At 52.3% G+C, this 15,832-nt stretch carries 18 protein-coding genes and 1 pseudogene; 11 read left to right on the top strand and 8 right to left on the bottom strand.

What is annotated here, in order from left to right; genetic code table 11:
* Window positions 1-28 precede the first annotated feature (28 nt).
* Genes mlaD through mlaF form a run of 3 tightly spaced genes read right to left on the bottom strand, consistent with a single transcriptional unit; the run spans window position 29 to window position 2,185 of the window.
* Window positions 29-580 (bottom strand): outer membrane lipid asymmetry maintenance protein MlaD, encoded by a 552-nt coding sequence (gene mlaD / locus J1785_RS24450; RefSeq protein ID WP_129954727.1) that lies wholly within the window; start codon window positions 578-580, stop codon window positions 29-31.
* 3 nt (window positions 581-583) lie between these two features.
* Window positions 584-1,366, bottom strand: a complete 783-nt coding sequence (gene mlaE, locus J1785_RS24455; protein ID WP_015698890.1) for a lipid asymmetry maintenance ABC transporter permease subunit MlaE — start codon at window positions 1,364-1,366, stop codon at window positions 584-586.
* Window positions 1,367-1,381: 15 nt separating this feature from the next.
* Window positions 1,382-2,185 carry a phospholipid ABC transporter ATP-binding protein MlaF gene (mlaF, locus tag J1785_RS24460; protein ID WP_129954728.1) on the bottom strand — a complete coding sequence of 268 codons (804 nt, stop codon included), beginning with the start codon at window positions 2,183-2,185 and terminating at the stop codon, window positions 1,382-1,384.
* A gap of 307 nt (window positions 2,186-2,492) precedes the next feature.
* On the opposite strand from mlaF, the gene J1785_RS24465 reads away from it, so the two are divergent.
* From J1785_RS24465 to npr, 11 genes are all read left to right on the top strand, one after another.
* A complete protein-coding gene (locus J1785_RS24465; protein ID WP_129954729.1) occupies window positions 2,493-3,470 on the top strand; it encodes a calcium/sodium antiporter in 978 nt (325 codons plus the stop codon).
* A 19-nt stretch (window positions 3,471-3,489) separates the two neighbouring features.
* Window positions 3,490-4,476 carry an arabinose-5-phosphate isomerase KdsD gene (gene kdsD / locus J1785_RS24470; protein ID WP_129954730.1) on the top strand — a complete coding sequence of 329 codons (987 nt, stop codon included), beginning with the start codon at window positions 3,490-3,492 and terminating at the stop codon, window positions 4,474-4,476.
* 16 nt (window positions 4,477-4,492) lie between these two features.
* A complete protein-coding gene (gene kdsC, locus J1785_RS24475) occupies window positions 4,493-5,059 on the top strand; it encodes a 3-deoxy-manno-octulosonate-8-phosphatase KdsC (RefSeq protein ID WP_129954731.1) in 567 nt (188 codons plus the stop codon).
* Window positions 5,056-5,625, top strand: coding sequence for an LPS export ABC transporter periplasmic protein LptC (gene lptC / locus J1785_RS24480; protein ID WP_129954732.1), 570 nt, complete (start codon window positions 5,056-5,058; stop codon window positions 5,623-5,625). Before kdsC ends, lptC begins: the two co-directional genes overlap by 4 nt.
* Complete coding sequence (gene lptA / locus J1785_RS24485) at window positions 5,603-6,160, top strand: lipopolysaccharide ABC transporter substrate-binding protein LptA (RefSeq protein ID WP_015698896.1); 558 nt, start codon at window positions 5,603-5,605, stop codon at window positions 6,158-6,160. Before lptC ends, lptA begins: the two co-directional genes overlap by 23 nt.
* A gap of 6 nt (window positions 6,161-6,166) precedes the next feature.
* Window positions 6,167-6,892 carry an LPS export ABC transporter ATP-binding protein gene (gene lptB / locus J1785_RS24490; RefSeq protein ID WP_013577257.1) on the top strand — a complete coding sequence of 242 codons (726 nt, stop codon included), beginning with the start codon at window positions 6,167-6,169 and terminating at the stop codon, window positions 6,890-6,892.
* A gap of 101 nt (window positions 6,893-6,993) precedes the next feature.
* Window positions 6,994-8,427 carry an RNA polymerase factor sigma-54 gene (gene rpoN, locus J1785_RS24495; protein ID WP_129954734.1) on the top strand — a complete coding sequence of 478 codons (1,434 nt, stop codon included), beginning with the start codon at window positions 6,994-6,996 and terminating at the stop codon, window positions 8,425-8,427.
* Between the two features lie 23 nt (window positions 8,428-8,450).
* Window positions 8,451-8,738, top strand: a complete 288-nt coding sequence (gene hpf, locus J1785_RS24500) for a ribosome hibernation promoting factor (RefSeq protein ID WP_013577259.1) — start codon at window positions 8,451-8,453, stop codon at window positions 8,736-8,738.
* A gap of 98 nt (window positions 8,739-8,836) precedes the next feature.
* Complete coding sequence (gene ptsN, locus J1785_RS24505) at window positions 8,837-9,319, top strand: PTS IIA-like nitrogen regulatory protein PtsN (RefSeq protein ID WP_173362074.1); 483 nt, start codon at window positions 8,837-8,839, stop codon at window positions 9,317-9,319.
* 67 nt (window positions 9,320-9,386) lie between these two features.
* The gene (gene rapZ / locus J1785_RS24510; RefSeq protein WP_129954735.1) at window positions 9,387-10,241 is read left to right on the top strand and encodes an RNase adapter RapZ; all 855 of its coding nucleotides are present in this window, start codon (window positions 9,387-9,389) and stop codon (window positions 10,239-10,241) included.
* Entirely contained in the window at window positions 10,238-10,510 is a 273-nt protein-coding gene (gene npr / locus J1785_RS24515; protein ID WP_120131579.1) for a PTS phosphocarrier protein NPr, read from the top strand. Before rapZ ends, npr begins: the two co-directional genes overlap by 4 nt.
* A gap of 133 nt (window positions 10,511-10,643) precedes the next feature.
* Here npr and J1785_RS24520 read toward each other — a convergent pair whose 3' ends face one another.
* From J1785_RS24520 to J1785_RS24535, 5 genes and pseudogenes are all read right to left on the bottom strand, one after another.
* Complete coding sequence (locus J1785_RS24520; protein ID WP_129954736.1) at window positions 10,644-12,563, bottom strand: BglG family transcription antiterminator; 1,920 nt, start codon at window positions 12,561-12,563, stop codon at window positions 10,644-10,646.
* A gap of 81 nt (window positions 12,564-12,644) precedes the next feature.
* Window positions 12,645-12,787 (bottom strand): annotated as a pseudogene (locus J1785_RS27110) (beta-propeller fold lactonase family protein); the annotation flags it as partial.
* Window positions 12,788-12,804: 17 nt separating this feature from the next.
* Complete coding sequence (gene dagF / locus J1785_RS24525; RefSeq protein ID WP_129991977.1) at window positions 12,805-13,545, bottom strand: 2-dehydro-3-deoxy-phosphogluconate aldolase; 741 nt, start codon at window positions 13,543-13,545, stop codon at window positions 12,805-12,807.
* Window positions 13,542-14,669: a DgaE family pyridoxal phosphate-dependent ammonia lyase gene (locus tag J1785_RS24530; RefSeq protein ID WP_217220944.1), complete on the bottom strand. Its 1,128-nt coding sequence runs from the start codon at window positions 14,667-14,669 to the stop codon at window positions 13,542-13,544. The genes dagF and J1785_RS24530 overlap by 4 nt, the downstream gene beginning before the upstream one ends.
* A complete protein-coding gene (locus J1785_RS24535; RefSeq protein ID WP_129954739.1) occupies window positions 14,659-15,792 on the bottom strand; it encodes an amidohydrolase/deacetylase family metallohydrolase in 1,134 nt (377 codons plus the stop codon). The genes J1785_RS24530 and J1785_RS24535 overlap by 11 nt, the downstream gene beginning before the upstream one ends.
* Window positions 15,793-15,832: the final 40 nt, after the last annotated feature.

The following is a 15,832-nucleotide window of genomic DNA, read 5'->3' on the forward strand; positions in this document are numbered from 1 at the left end:
TTTATGGAGAATCCGTGATGGCAAATTGTTAATGGGCAGCCGGTTGCGGCGCCGTATTGGCGTCAGGTGCAGCATTCCCTGCAGGTGCCGCCGTTGCGTCAGGATCAGCCTTACCATCGCCACTCTTATACAAGAACTGACCAATCAGGTCTTCGAGAACCAGCGCTGATTTAGTGTCCTGAATAACGCCACCGTTTTTAAGGATAGTCGTTCCCATTTCAGGGTCTTCAAAACCAATATTCAACGCCAGGAATTGCTCGCCCAGCAGACCAGACGTGCGGATCGCCAGCGTACTGGTGCTCGGGATCTGGTTGTATTTCTGGTCGATATCCATTTCTACACGTGGAGAATAATTTTTATCGAGCGTGATGCTGCTGACGCGGCCGATCACCACGCCACCGACTTTGACCGGTGAACCGCTTTTCAGGCCACCGATATTGTCGAAGTCAGCAGAAATACGGTAAGTCGGGTCGGAGCCGATTGAACGGATGTCGGCCACTTTAAGACACAGGAAGATCACAGCAATCAAAGCGATGATTAAAAATGCGCCTACCCAGATTTCACTCTTTTTCGTTTGCATGGTTTAATTTCCAAACATCAGTGCTGTCAGCACAAAATCCAATCCCAGCACCGCCAGTGACGAATGCACCACAGTACGTGTCGTTGCCCGGCTAATCCCTTCGGACGTCGGTATCGCATCATAGCCATTGAACAATGCAATCCAGGTCACGGTGATAGCGAAAACAAGGCTTTTAATCAGACAGTTAAGCAGGTCGGTCCGCCAGTCTACGGCAGTTTGCATCGCTGACCAGAAGAAACCACTGTCGATGCCTTTCCAGTCCACTCCCACCAGCGATCCGCCCCAGATCCCCACGGCAACAAAAATCGCCGTCAGCAAAGGCATGGAAATCAGACCGGCCCAAAAACGCGGTGCCACAACGCGGCGCAGCGGATCAATGGCCATCATCTCCAGGCTGGAGATTTGCTCGGTGGCTTTCATCAATCCCAGTTCAGCGGTCAGCGCAGAACCCGCGCGCCCGGCGAAAAGCAGTGCAGTGACCACCGGTCCAAGCTCGCGCAGTAAAGAGAGCGCCACCATCATACCGAGGCTGGCCTCAGCGCTGTAGGTGGTTAAAATCAGATACCCCTGCAAGCCAAGCACCATGCCGATAAACAAACCGGAAACCAGGATAATCAACAGGGAAAGTACGCCAACGCTGTAAAGCTGCTTGATCAGCAGCGGCCATTGTTTGGCAAATTGCGGCTTACCGACCAATGCCCGAAAGAGCATCAGTCCGGCACGACCAAAAGACGCACAGGTGTTTATCCCGCGACGTCCGACTGAGGCGAGTGCCTTAGTTAACATAAGCAGATAACTCCATCATCCGAGCAACTCGGTTTTGTAATCACCGGCCGGGAAACGGAAAGGCACCGGTCCGTCGGCAATACCATCCAGGAACTGACGAACGCGCGGATCAGGATTATTTTGCAACTCCTCTGGCGTACCTTCTGCGATGACATGCTGTGCGGCCACGATATAGGCATAATCAGCAATGCTCAGGACTTCAGGCACGTCGTGGGAAACCACAATGCACGTCACGCCCAGCGCATGGTTCAGCTCATCAATCAGTTTGACCAGAACGCCCATGGTGATCGGATCCTGCCCCACAAAAGGCTCATCGAACATAATCAGCTCAGGGTCCAGCGCAATGGCACGCGCCAGTGCGACGCGCCGCGCCATACCACCGGACAATTCGGCAGGCATCAGATTACCGGCACCGCGCAACCCTACCGCTTCCAGTTTCATGGTCACCGTACTGCGCAGTAATTCCTCCGGCAATTTGCTGTGTTCACGCAACGGGAACGCCACATTTTCGAACACAGTCAGGTCAGTAAACAATGCACCGGACTGAAACAACATGCTCATTTTCTTGCGCGACTCGTACAGCTTGCGACGGGACAATGTCGGAATGTTGTCGCCGTCGAACCAGATTTCGCCGTTGTTGGGCGTAAGTTGACCGCCGATCAGACGCAGCAAGGTGGTTTTACCGATCCCCGAAGGCCCCATGATTGCGGTGACTTTGCCACGCGGCACTGTCATATTTATCTCTTCGAAAATGGGACGATCGCCACGCACGAAACTCATGCCCTTGATCTCAACCAGATTCGATTCGCTTTGACTCATTCAGTTTTTCCCTTCGGAATGCTTTCGCTAAGAATACGTCTGACACGCACAGGGTATCGTATAACTTTGGTATTTTTACAAAAACTTACCCCGGTTTCGTTACCAAAGTTGCCATCGATTTACTTTTCAGCCACAGATGGTCAAAATCAACCAATTACCATTTTAAATTAAAAGCCTTCATCGTCTAACATACAGGAACCTGGTGGCATTGTTTTCAGACAAAATGTCGCCTTAGCTCATGTTGACGAAGGAATCGCCTGCCCGTAAAGGCAACGAACCTCGCATTATACCCAATAAAGGATGTTTCATGCTTCTCGCTATCGTACTGATGATTGTCGGCTTGTTACTGTTAGTGTATGCCGCTGATCGTCTGGTGTACGGAGCCGCAGTGCTGGCACGCTCGATAGGCATCTCCCCGCTGGTAATTGGTATGACTGTCGTCGGCGTCGGAATATCTCTTCCTGAACTGGTCGTTTCCACCACCGCGGCTATCAACGATCAGATGGATTTGGCCATCGGAAACGCCATTGGTTCGAATATCATTAATATTCTTCTGATTTTGGGCGGTGCCGCCCTGATTCATCCACTTTCCGTTCGTTCTGATATATTACGCCGCGAACTCCCATTATTGTTACTGGTCACGGCTCTGTGTGGTTTTCTGTTAAGCGACGGAGAACTCAGCCGGCTTGATGGTGTTTTGTTGCTGGCCAGTGCAGGCGTGTTCATGATGCTGGTGATAAAAATCGCCCGTGCTGCCGAAAAAGAAGGCCTGGATACGCTGACCTATGAGCAAATGTCCGAACTTCCACAAGACAGCAGCAATACGGTCGCGTTTTTATGGCTGGCGCTGGGCTTTATCATCATGCCCCTGGCATCGGGCATGATCGTTGATAACAGCACCGTCATCGCGCGTTATCTGGGTGTCAGCGAACTGGTGATCGGCCTGACGGTCATCGCCATCGGTACCAGTCTGCCGGAACTGGCGACCTTTATCGCCGGTGCTATCAAAGGCGAAGATGACATTGCGCTAGGTAACATCATTGGCGCAAACATTTTTAATACCTGTCTGGTGCTGGGATTACCCGCGCTGGTGGCACCAGGTTCGTTCAATCCGGACGCATTTCATCGCGATTATTGGGTCATGCTGGCGGTCAGCGTGGTGCTTTCCGGGCTATGCCTGATGCGTAAACACCGTATCGGCCATTTAGCCGGTGCATTATTGCTGTGTGGATTTATCGCCTATATGGCAGTGCTGTTCCTGTTACCAGACAGCATTGCCTTCTGAACTCTGTCAGGAACCGACTATGGCTAACGATACCTTCGCCCCCGGTTTTGATTTTCAGGCCGTCGGACGTGATGTACTGAAAACAGAACGTGAAGGACTTGAGCAGTTAGATCAATACATTAACGGTGATTTTACCCGCGCCTGCGAAAAAATTTTCGCCTGCAATGGCAAAGTCGTTGTCATGGGCATGGGCAAATCCGGTCATATTGGCCGTAAGATGGCCGCCACCTTTGCCAGTACAGGCACGCCGGCCTTCTTTGTGCATCCCGGTGAAGCCAGCCACGGTGACCTGGGCATGGTGTCAAAGCAGGATGTCGTCATTCTGATTTCCAACTCCGGTGAAGCCCATGAAATTCTGGGGCTGATTCCGGTACTCAAACGCCTGGGCATTACGCTTATCTGCATGACGTCTAACCCTGAAAGCACGATGGGAAAAGCGGCGGATGTCCATCTTTGTGTAAAAGTGCCCAAAGAAGCCTGCCCGCTGGGGCTGGCACCGACCAGCAGCACCACAGCGGTGCTGGTGATGGGCGATGCTCTGGCTGTCGCACTGCTGGAAGCTCGCGGGTTCACACCGGAAGATTTCGCCCTGTCACACCCTGGCGGAGCACTGGGTCGCAAGCTGTTGCTTCGCGTCAGCGATATCATGCACACCGGAGATGAGATCCCGCACGTCAGCCGCGAGGCGTCGTTACGGGATGCGTTGCTGGAAATCACCCGTAAAAATCTGGGCATGACGGTTATCTGCAACGATTTGATGAAAATCGAAGGGATTTTTACCGATGGGGATTTGCGACGCATCTTTGATATGGGTGTCAACATCAATACGGCATCAATTGCGGATGTGATGACGACAGGCGGCATTCGCGTACGTCCGTCACTGCTGGCAGTTGATGCGCTGAATTTAATGCAGGACAAACACATCACGTGTGTGATGGTTGCTGATGGTGACCAGTTGCTGGGTGTGTTACATATGCACGATATGCTGCGCGCTGGCGTAGTTTAATTGAGGAATTCCCTAAATGAGTAATAGCGCAGCCCTGGCGGAAACCTGCTACGGTCCGGTCAGTACGCAAGTGCTTGAACGGGCGAAAGCGGTCCGCCTGCTGATTTGCGATGTCGATGGCGTCATGTCTGATGGCCTGATCTATATGGGAAATCAGGGAGAAGAGCTGAAAAGTTTCAACGTTCGCGATGGTTACGGTATCCGCTGCCTGCTGACATCCGGCATCGAAGTCGCGATTATTACAGGCCGCAATGCAAAATTACTGGAAGATCGCGCTAAAACTCTGGGTATTCGCCACTTGTATCAGGGCCAGTCGGATAAGCTTTTGGCCTTCCGCGAACTGTTAGATACACTGTCTCTTCGGGCCGAAGAAGTGGCATACATTGGTGATGACCTGATTGACTGGCCGGTGATGGCCGAAGTGGGTCTTTCTGTGGCGGTTCAGGATGCACATCCTGTTTTGTTACCAAAAGCGCATTATGTTACCCGTATCGCTGGCGGGCGTGGTGCAGTTCGCGAACTGTGTGATTTGATTCTGCTGGCGCAGGGCAAGCTGGAGGACGCCAAAGGGCTGTCGATATGAGTAAAGCAAAACTTTGGGTTATTCTGGCGCTTACCGCCATTGTCCTGGTGCTGATTGGCTGGTCATTGTCTGACAACAGCGATGATGTTCCGCAGGTGGTTAACGATCAGGATCCGACTTATCAGACTTCCCACACCGTTACGATGGTATATGACCCGATGGGCAGCCTGACGTATAAACTGGTGTCAGACGAGGTAAAATATTACACCACGGATCAGGTGTCGTGGTTTACTCATCCGGTCGCGACCATGTATGACAAGAACAAAGTAGCCACCTGGGTATTACGTTCCGATAAAGCGAAACTGACTCAGGATAAGATGCTTTATCTCTATGGGCATGTGCAGGCCGATAGCCTGACGCCTGAGACATCACAGCTGCAAAGAATCAAAACGGACAATGCACAGGTTAACCTGACGACACAGGACGTTGCCTCAGACGATGAAGTGACGCTTTATGGTACAGGTTTTACATCTAACGGCATGAAAATGCGTGGTAATCTGCGTGATAAAACAGCAGAGCTGATCGAAAAGGTATCGACTTCCTATGAAATTCAAAGCAAAAAATAAAATCCGTGATCTTCTGATCGTCAGCTCATTGTTAGCCGTCAGCGTTCCGGCATTTGCCTTAAAAGACGACACAACGAAACCGATCACCATTGACTCGGCAAATCAGGCACTCGACGTCAACACCAATACCGCGACGTTTACCGGCAATGTGGTGGTGAATCAGGGCACGATCCAGGTTAAAGCCGATAAAGTGGTGGTGATACGTCCGCAGGGTGTGTCCGGTAAAGAAGTGGTAGAAGGTTACGGTAACCCGGTGACGTTCTATCAGATGCAGGACAACGGTAAGCCGGTAAAAGGCCATGCCCAGAAAGTCCGCTACGAAGTGGAAAATGACCTCGTCACGCTGACCGGCAATGCTTACCTTGAGCAACTGGACAGCAATGTGAAAGGCGACCGCATTACTTATCTGGTACAGAAACAGCAAATGGAAGCTTTTAGTGATAAGGGTAACCGTGTGACGACCGTTCTGGTCCCTTCGCAGCTGCAACAAAAAACGCCTGCAGCGGGCGGCCAGCCGACCAAAAAGAGTAACTGATATTTTATGGCTAAATTAATCGCAGAGAATCTCGCCAAGGCATACAAAGGCCGTAAGGTCGTTGAAGATGTCAGCCTGATGGTCAACTCGGGTGAAATCGTCGGGTTATTGGGCCCAAATGGTGCGGGTAAAACCACCACCTTTTACATGGTCGTGGGCATTGTCCAGCGCGATGCGGGCCGTATCATCGTTGATGATGAAGACATCAGCCTGCTGCCGCTGCATACCCGCGCCCGTCGCGGTATTGGTTATCTTCCGCAGGAAGCCTCCATATTCCGTCGTCTCAGTGTATTTGATAACCTGATGGCGGTGCTGCAGATCCGTGATGATCTGACCAAAGAACAGCGTAATGACCGCGCGAATGAATTAATGGAAGAGTTCCATATTTCTCATTTGCGCGATAACCTCGGTCAGTCACTGTCCGGTGGTGAACGACGTCGTGTGGAAATTGCCCGTGCGCTGGCAGCAAACCCTAAATTCATCCTGCTGGATGAACCGTTCGCCGGGGTTGACCCGATTTCCGTTATCGACATTAAAAAAATCATTGAGCATTTACGTGACAGCGGCCTCGGCGTACTGATCACTGACCATAACGTGCGCGAAACACTCGACGTTTGTGAACGCGCGTATATTGTCAGTCAGGGGAAATTGATTGCCCACGGCACGCCAGCCGACATTCTTGCTGATGAACAAGTTAAACGTGTTTATCTTGGTGAAGAATTCCGTCTGTGATCTGTGCCGCCGGAACCGTGCCTGTTTCCACCTACACTGAAACAGGCCGTCTCTGACAGAAGTGTTGCCGTTTTCACTCATCAACGGAATTAAGCCAAGATATGAAGCAAGGTTTGCAACTCAGACTCAGCCAACAACTGGCTATGACTCCCCAGTTACAACAGGCCATCCGCTTGTTGCAACTGTCCACGCTTGAGCTCCAGCAGGAGATCCAACTCGCGCTGGAGAGCAACCCTCTGTTGGAACAAACTGACCTTCATGAAGAAATCGACTCGGTAGAAGCCACCGACAGCGAGGGGTTAGACACCCGCGAGGCGCTCGAGCAAAAAGATATGCCGGAAGAATTGCCGCTCGACGCGACCTGGGATGAGATTTACACCGCAGGCACGCCGTCCGGTACCGGTAATGATTACAGCGACGACGAGCTGCCCATTTATCAGGGTGAAACCACCCAGACCCTTCAGGATTACCTGATGTGGCAGGTTGAGCTGACGCCGTTTTCTGATACTGATGCCGCGATTGCCACATCAATTGTCGATGCGGTGGATGACACCGGTTACCTGACCGTCTCCCTTGAAGACATCCTCGAAAGCGTCGGTGATGAAAACATCACGATGGACGAAGTTGAGGCCGTACTTAAACGCGTTCAGCGTTTTGATCCGGTGGGGGTGGCAGCACGTGACCTGCGCGATTGTCTGCTGATCCAGCTGTCTCAATATGCCACTGACACGCCTTTCATCACTGAAGCCCGTCTTATCATCAGCGAACATCTCGATTTGCTGGCGAACCATGATTTCCGCGCACTTATGCGATCAACCCGGTTAAAAGAAGATACACTCAAAGGAGCGATGCTTCTGATCCAGTCTCTGGATCCGCGTCCGGGTCAGTCGATCAATACCGGCGAATCCGAATACGTGATCCCGGATGTGCTGGTGCGTAAAGTGTCAGGGGTCTGGACGGTAGAACTCAATTCCGACAGCATTCCGCGTCTGAAGATTAACCAGCAGTACGCCGCGATGGGTAACTCCACACGCAGCGACAGCGACGGGCAATTTATCCGCAGCAATCTGCAGGAAGCCAAGTGGTTAATTAAAAGCCTGGAAAGCCGTAACGACACGCTGTTGAAAGTGACGCGCTGCATCGTTGAGCAGCAGCAGGCGTTCTTTGAACTGGGTGAAGAATTTATGAAACCTATGGTGCTGGCCGATATTGCCAGTGCCGTGGAAATGCATGAATCGACGATTTCACGCGTGACGACACAAAAGTTCCTGCACAGTCCGCGTGGTATTTTCGAACTGAAGTATTTCTTCTCCAGCCATGTCAGTACAGACAGCGGCGGCGAGGCATCGTCAACCGCGATCCGGGCGCTGGTGAAGAAATTAATCGCAGCGGAGAATCCTGTAAAACCGCTCAGTGACAGCAAGTTAGCAACCCTGCTTTCCGATCAGGGAATTATGGTTGCGCGCCGGACTGTCGCCAAATACCGAGAGTCTTTGTCCATCCCGCCCTCAAACCAACGTAAACAGTTAGTTTGACCTCAACAGAGAAGGAAGACATTATGCAGCTCAACATTACCGGACATCACATTGAGATCACGGATCCCCTGAGAGAGTTCATCACGTCGAAACTGGCTAAGCTCGAGCAGTATTTCGACAGGATTAATCAGGTGTATGTGGTGTTGAGCGTGGAAAAGGTGCAGAAAGTAGCGGAAGCCACTTTGCATGTGAACGGAGGCGAATTACATGCCACCTCGGAACATCAGGATATGTACGCAGCGATTGACGGGCTGGTTGATAAACTGGCCCGACAGCTGAATAAACATAAAGACAAACTGAAACAGCACTGACATTCATGTAGCCAACCCTGTGCTACAAACCTTCGGGCATCGGCTTGTGACCTTCGGGAAACGAGCCGATATAGCTTTAAGGGTGAAACAGCGCAAAAGTGAAAGATGACATGATTAACGATACTGCAATGCAATTAACGTCGGTGCTTAATGCCGAATGCACCAAAAGCGGCGTTCATTGCGCCAGCAAAAAACGCGCACTGGAAATCATCAGCGAGCTGGCCGCCAAACAATTAAATTTGTCGCCACAGGTGATTTTCGACGCTATTTTGACCCGCGAACGTATGGGGAGCACCGGGATCGGTGCCGGGATCGCCATCCCGCACGGTAAGCTGGAAGAAGACACTTTACGTGCCGTTGGCGTGTTCATTCAGCTTGAACAGCCGATTGCTTTTGACGCCATCGATAATCAGCCGGTAGATTTGCTTTTTGCCTTGCTGGTACCGGCAGATCAATGTAAAACCCATTTACATACATTATCTTTAGTCGCGAAGAAATTAGCTGATAAAACAGTATGTCGCCGTCTGCGTGGTGCGCAAAGCGACGAAGAACTGTTCCAGATAATGACTGAAAACGAATAAATTGCTGATTCCCGGTACGGTGCCGGGAAAATGAATTCTGAACACTGAATGCCAGGGGAGTGTCACCATGGTGCTGATGATTGTCAGCGGCCGTTCCGGTTCCGGGAAGTCGGTTGCCCTACGGGCATTAGAAGACATGGGTTTTTACTGTGTGGACAATTTACCGGTGGTGTTATTGCCGCAGCTTGCCCAGACACTCGTTGAACGTAATACGTCAGCGGCCGTGAGCATTGACGTCCGTAACATGCCGGAAACACCCGAAGTTTATGAGCATGCGATGTCACAACTGCCGGAGAGTTTTTCGCCGCAGCTGTTATTCCTTGATGCCGACCGTAATACTTTGATCCGCCGTTACAGCGACACCCGTCGTCTGCACCCGCTTTCCAGCAAAAACTTGTCCCTCGAAAGTGCCATTGATGAAGAAGCCGATCTGCTCGAACCGCTGCGTTCGTCGGCGGATCTGATCATCGATACCTCCGAAATGTCCGTGCATGAACTGGCAGAAATGCTGCGTACCCGTCTGCTGGGTAAACGCGAGCGCGAACTGACCATGGTATTCGAATCCTTCGGCTTCAAACACGGCATACCGATTGATGCGGATTACGTCTTCGACGTCCGTTTTCTGCCGAACCCGCACTGGGATCCGAAATTGCGTCCGATGACCGGCCTTGATAAGCCGGTGGCGGCGTTCCTCGACCGTCATACTGAAGTGCATAACTTTATCTACCAGACCCGCAGCTACCTCGAACAGTGGCTGCCAATGCTGGAAACCAACAACCGCAGCTATCTGACCGTCGCCATTGGCTGTACCGGCGGTAAACACCGTTCGGTGTACATCGCAGAGCAACTGGCCGACTATTTCCGTTCCCGCGGGAAGAATGTGCAGTCCCGCCATCGCACGCTGGAAAAACGCAAATCATGACGGTGAAACAAACGGTAGAAATCAAAAACCGGTTAGGCATGCACGCCCGACCGGCAATGAAATTGTTTGAACTGGTGCAGAGCTTTGAATCAGAAGTTATGCTGCGCAACGGCACGGGCATAGAAGCGGAAGCCAGCAGTGTTATCGCGCTGCTGATGCTAGACTCCCCGAAAGGCCAGAAAATCGAAATCGAAGCCACGGGGCCCGACGAAGAACAGGCGCTCACCGCTGTCGTAAATCTGATCAACTCCGGTTTTGACGAGGACTAATCCCCGTCATATTTCAAGTTGCAGGTGCGTTGGCTGCGCTCAGTTACCCGAATCACTTACCCGTGTAAGCTCATCGGGACTCCTTCGTTTGCCACCTTCCTCAACTCGAACTATTTTGGGGATAAGTAAGATTTTAAATGCGTGAAAGGCAATCTATTGCAATTGCCTTGAAGCTTTCAAAATTCTCACTGCTCAGCAAACGGCTCATTGAGCGTTCCCGCACAAACGTCACGAATAAATCGTAAATCGCCATCGCCTCTTCATAATCTGCTTTGCTGATCGCCAGCAGGAAAATTACGTGTGCGGTCTCCCCTTCTCCCCATGCAATGCCCTGGGGAGAGAGCAACGTGATTACCACGGTTTTCTTTGCCAGCAACCCCAGCGAGTGCGGCAGCGCAATGCCTTCACCCAGCATGGTCGAGACAATCTCTTCACGCTCTACCACCGACGGATAAAACGCCTGATCGACATAACCTTCCGCTTCCAGTTGCGAGCACACATGGCGGAATAACTCCGCCTGCGTCATCGGTTCATTGATAATCATAAAATGTTTTTCGTCGAAGAATTTTTCCAGCATATAAGGCCGCGTGCGGTCTACCAGAACCAGTTTACCGAGCTGCTCCATTTGGTATTCGGTCGGGAATGGCGACAGCACCACCACCGGCTTATTTTTCTCACTGATGCGGGCATTGGAAATAATAAAATCTTCGTCGATGTGTTCCAGTTGCTCATAATCACGCAACGTCACAACCTGCTTCATCACCAGTTGCGGATACTTGCGATTAATCTGCGCCTGAATCATGCGGATTGTCGAATTGCCGGTATCACATACCAGCATCACCTGCGGGTGTCGCTGGTAGCCGATATTGTAATGCCGCTCCAGCCCGACGCCGATGTGCAGCACCAGAAAACCAATCTCGTTTTCGCTGAGTGTATACGGCGTGTATTTCCCCCAGCTTGAAACCGCCGCCAGCGTGACGTCATAGGCCATCGGATAATGCTGTTTGATGTTGTTTAGCAGCGGATTGGGAATATTAATCTGATACTTCACCCGCGTAATCATGGTCTTAATGTGCGTCAGCAGATCAGCACGCAGCTGCTTATCGCCTTGCAAATCATAGTTATAGTGCGAGTTGATATACGAAAGGATGTAATCGACCAGCGATTCATCATCATCTGCATTGATGTCTGTCGGCAGAATTTGCTGTACGCGACGCGCGGCGATATTCACCCGCAGATACGCCTCTTCAGAGGCAGGAATTTCCTTGCCGACCAGCGCTTTCAGCTCTGCCGCCAGCCTTACAGAAACCTGTTTCACCGCCGGGTCGCCATCTTCGGCATCAAAATCAGTCAGCGGATAGCCCCTGGCGATACGCTTAATGGCCACCGCACAATAGAGGATCAGATAGTGCTCGCCCTCATCAGTCAGCTGAATAGAAGACTGACTCAGAAGCTGATGCATAAAGCGCGTCAGTGGCACCAGCGCTTCCGGTTCCAGGCTTTCCGATTTGAGCAGCGGATTGGTTTGTTCTTCAGCATCGAGCTGAAACAGCAGGTCAGTCAGGCAGGCACGGATTGCCAGCTCAGCGCCAAACAGCTTCATGCCATAGCGCGGCTTGGTTTCGATATTCAGGTGATAGCGGGCCAGATGCTCCCTTACCTCAGCCATATCATTTTGCAGAGTTCCGCGGCTGACAAACCATTCATCGGCCAGATCTTCCAGCTTTAATGAAAAGGCAGAAGTCAAAAAGCGGATCAACAACGTCTTCACCCGCCCGGCGGCTGTGCGGGGTGTCGGATTCGGTTTAGGTTGTGTTGATTGCTGCAACGACGAGAACAGGCCATGGTCATCAATCCGCAGCTGATATCCGCTGCCACGACTGTGTATAAAAGTCGCGCCATAGTCTGCGATGATTTCATTAAGCGCAGTGATATCCGCACGAACCGTTCGCGTCGACACCGACAGACGTTTTGCCAGTTCGTCCTGAGGCAGCGTTTCGGTTTGCAGCGCATCAAACAGTTGCGCCAGACGTTGATTGGGAAATCTCACCATAGTTCTTCCAGTTCGTTTCAACGGGCCCCCGTTCACAGCAAATGCGTGTCGCGAACGGGGGTGTCACTGTTGCCGCGCCATTTAAGGCACCATCACCCTCGGTGAGGGGCTGCCCACCGTCACATAACTATCGAAAAAGACAGCGTGCCGCTTTCGGCTGATACCTTGAATCTGGTGATGTTATCGCTTCGTTGATTCATTGCGTAAATATATTTGTCCTCCGGCAGCAAGTGTCAGAACCTTAACCCACCAGCTTTCTGACGCTGGCCAGCAGGGTTTTCACATCCTCAGGACGCGTATTACCCGATGCACTGTCGATGATCGAGCTGTAAATATGCGGGATGATTTTGGTGACACCTGCCGCCAGCGCGATTTCCATAATCGGCTCGAAGTTTTCCAGGTCGATACCGCCGGTCGGCTCAAGCCAGAAATCCTGTTCGGCACAGGCACGGGCCACGGCAGCGAATTCGTCACGGGTTTTCAGGCCCCCCATCGGGAAATACTTCACCGAGCTGCCCCCCATGTCTCTGAGCAGCGCAATGGCCGTTTCTACCGGCACAATCGCGTCAGCAGAGCCTGAACTCAGCGGTCCGGTATTGATTTTCACCAAACCCGCTTTACCGGTTGGCGAAATCAGACCGTTCACCACGCTGTCATTCTGCCCCAGCAAGGCACGGCTGGTGCCGACACCGGTAAAGACCTGGTTGACGTGTTGCGGCTGAACCTGTGCAGAAATCTGGCTGACCATCAGCGACTGACGCGGATCGCCTGCGCCTAACCCGACGGACAAAGCGTTTTCAATCAGCGCCGCATATTCCTTCATATCCGCTACCGCGCTGGCCACATCCGCGTAATTTTTTGACAGCACGCCGACCAGCACGTGGCCTTCTGCGGCTTCATAGATATCACGCGCATTGTTTTTTGAGCCTGCCAGAACGTTCAGACACACACGGTCACGGTAGAAGTTCGGAGTCAGCTTCATGCGTTGTCTCCCTTGAAAAGTTGTTTAAAACGTTGTGCGACGATGGCAAGCTGAGGCGGCGTTACGCTGCGTACGTCGACTTCAATCTTGCCTTCATTGGCCCGGTAACCACGAAAATAAATCGCGATATCGCCGCTCTTCATGGCGTCCACAATGGCTTTGGTTTTCCAGCCGAGTACGGCTTCATCGAAAGTAATTTCCGTGCGGGCGATATCACGTCCGGCACTGTCCCAGACCACGCGGCCAGTCACACCCTTAATTTCGTTCAGGCTGGCAATGAATGGCGTCATCTTGTCGACCATTTCCTGTCCGGTGGTTTTCGGCAGGGTGAGATAGCTTTCGATCGCCTGCGTCAGGCCGAGAATGCCTTCTTTGCCGACTTTCATCGCACGACCAATGCCGCCGGATTGCAGTTTTACCCATTCGACATACTGTTTTTTACCGAGCACCAGGCCACTGGTCGGCCCTTCGATGGCTTTAGCACCGCTGTAAACCACCAGATCCGCACCCGTTTCGTAATAACACGTCAGATCTTCTTCAGCGGCAGCATCGACGATCAGCGGCACGTTATGTGCACGCGCCACTTCGGCGGCTTCGGCGACTGATAAAATACTTTTCTGCACCGAGTGGTGTGATTTGATGTACATGATTGCGGCCGTGCGCGGCGTAATGCAGGCGGCAAGTTGCGCGGCAGAACATTCGTTGGCATAACCGGCTTCCACTACCTTGCCGCCGCCCATCGTCACCATCGTTGCGACCGGCGCACCGAAATTCACGTTGTGGCCTTTTGGCAGCACGATGTCGTGCGGAATGTCCAGCGGCGCGACATGCAGGTTTTCCAGCAGCCAGGCATCATCTTTCACAATCACCGCCGCGACAGATTGCGCGATCCCGGCCGAGGCGCAGGAGACGACCACCGCGCTTTCGACGTGAAGCAATTTCGCGATGTAAGCGCCGGTTTTGTTCACCAGATCTTTCATTTCAAAGTAATGATTCAGACCGGTATTCACTACCGCTGCCACTTCCTCGCGCGGAGTAGAAACACCCAGTGCCGTCATGCGACCTGATGCGTTAATAACCTGTTTTAAATCATATTTTTCATATAAAGATTGTTCAGAAGACATGAGCAGATTTCCCTTCTTCGGTTAACAGGATGACACCCGCGACCACGGCGGCCAGGGGCACCAGCACACTTTCGCCCTTCGCGGACTTTCCTTCGGAATCAATAAATACCTGCGGTGCCTGACGTAACTCGAACAGTGTCAGATCGGCATCTGCGCCTGCGTCCAGACGGCCTTTGGCAGGCAGACAGAGTGCACCGGCGGCGTGAGTGGTCACGCAATCAATGACCTGTGGCAATGTCATGCCGACGCTGAAGAACTTCGACATTACGGTCGCCAGACTGTGAACCGGCCCGTTCAGGCGGTTGCGGCAATAAATATCGGAGCTGATGGTGTGCGGCAAAATGCCCTGCTTAATAGCCAGTTCTGCCACTTCAAAGCTGAAACTCGCAGTGCCATGACCGACATCCAGCAACACGCCACGGCTGAGCGCACGCTTAACGGAGTCGCGCAGTACGCCTTCCGGCGAGAGAATGCGGTTCGGCTTGCCGTTATAACAGTGAGTAATGATGTCACCTGAGGTCAGCAAATCAGCGATTTCATCGAGGTTCGGCGGGTTATTGCCGATATGCACCATCAGCGGCAGAGGAGCATTTTCCTGCTGTATTTCTTTGGCGCGCACCAGCGGTTTCAGGCCGTTCTGCCCGACCACGCTGCTGCTCATGCGTGCTTTGATACCAATGATAAAACCGGGATTTCGCGCGATGGCATCACGCACGCCGATCTTGTCAATCTGCGTCATATCCGCCAGTTCGTTTTGCGTCACAATGCCGGTGCGGGCGATATTCAGGAAAGCATAAACATTGGTTTTCGCCTTACGGGTGATCTGATAGAAATCGTCGATATCATTTGCGCCGGTGCTGCCGGCATCCGCCACGGTGGTGACACCGCAGGCGACCCCGATCAGATCAGCTTCATCATGATAAATCGGCGATTTCGGGTAACAGTGAACATGGGAATCGATCCAGCCAGCGCTGGCGTAAACCTTACCCTGCAGATCGAGAGTCTGGCGGGCAGTGGCACCGGGGGCCAGTGTGCCAATGGCGGCAAATTTGCCGTCGCGAATTGCAATATCAGTCAGGCTACCGTCTGCGCGTAATGCCTGCCGGATGATTAAGTCATACATACGACATTCTCCATAATCTCGGGCATCAGGAATGCTCCTG

Origin of the sequence: Rahnella perminowiae, assembly GCF_019049755.1 — a bacterium.
GTDB classification, from domain to species: Bacteria; Pseudomonadota; Gammaproteobacteria; order Enterobacterales; family Enterobacteriaceae; genus Rahnella; species Rahnella perminowiae.

Excerpts from the sequence above, each read along its gene's own strand:
- dagF (WP_129991977.1), bottom strand. The coding sequence starts at position 13,545 with ATGAAGCTGACTCCGAACTTCTACCGTGACCGTGTGTGTCTGAACGTT.
- kdsD (WP_129954730.1), top strand. The coding sequence starts at position 3,490 with ATGGCTAACGATACCTTCGCCCCCGGTTTTGATTTTCAGGCCGTCGGA.
- J1785_RS24535 (WP_129954739.1), bottom strand. The coding sequence starts at position 15,792 with ATGTATGACTTAATCATCCGGCAGGCATTACGCGCAGACGGTAGCCTG.
- lptC (WP_129954732.1), top strand. The coding sequence starts at position 5,056 with ATGAGTAAAGCAAAACTTTGGGTTATTCTGGCGCTTACCGCCATTGTC.
- J1785_RS24530 (WP_217220944.1), bottom strand. The coding sequence starts at position 14,669 with ATGTCTTCTGAACAATCTTTATATGAAAAATATGATTTAAAACAGGTT.
- rapZ (WP_129954735.1), top strand. The coding sequence starts at position 9,387 with ATGGTGCTGATGATTGTCAGCGGCCGTTCCGGTTCCGGGAAGTCGGTT.
- J1785_RS24520 (WP_129954736.1), bottom strand. The coding sequence starts at position 12,563 with ATGGTGAGATTTCCCAATCAACGTCTGGCGCAACTGTTTGATGCGCTG.
- mlaF (WP_129954728.1), bottom strand. The coding sequence starts at position 2,185 with ATGAGTCAAAGCGAATCGAATCTGGTTGAGATCAAGGGCATGAGTTTC.
- lptB (WP_013577257.1), top strand. The coding sequence starts at position 6,167 with ATGGCTAAATTAATCGCAGAGAATCTCGCCAAGGCATACAAAGGCCGT.
- mlaD (WP_129954727.1), bottom strand. The coding sequence starts at position 580 with ATGCAAACGAAAAAGAGTGAAATCTGGGTAGGCGCATTTTTAATCATC.
- mlaE (WP_015698890.1), bottom strand. The coding sequence starts at position 1,366 with ATGTTAACTAAGGCACTCGCCTCAGTCGGACGTCGCGGGATAAACACC.
- J1785_RS24465 (WP_129954729.1), top strand. The coding sequence starts at position 2,493 with ATGCTTCTCGCTATCGTACTGATGATTGTCGGCTTGTTACTGTTAGTG.
- lptA (WP_015698896.1), top strand. The coding sequence starts at position 5,603 with ATGAAATTCAAAGCAAAAAATAAAATCCGTGATCTTCTGATCGTCAGC.
- kdsC (WP_129954731.1), top strand. The coding sequence starts at position 4,493 with ATGAGTAATAGCGCAGCCCTGGCGGAAACCTGCTACGGTCCGGTCAGT.
- npr (WP_120131579.1), top strand. The coding sequence starts at position 10,238 with ATGACGGTGAAACAAACGGTAGAAATCAAAAACCGGTTAGGCATGCAC.
- hpf (WP_013577259.1), top strand. The coding sequence starts at position 8,451 with ATGCAGCTCAACATTACCGGACATCACATTGAGATCACGGATCCCCTG.
- rpoN (WP_129954734.1), top strand. The coding sequence starts at position 6,994 with ATGAAGCAAGGTTTGCAACTCAGACTCAGCCAACAACTGGCTATGACT.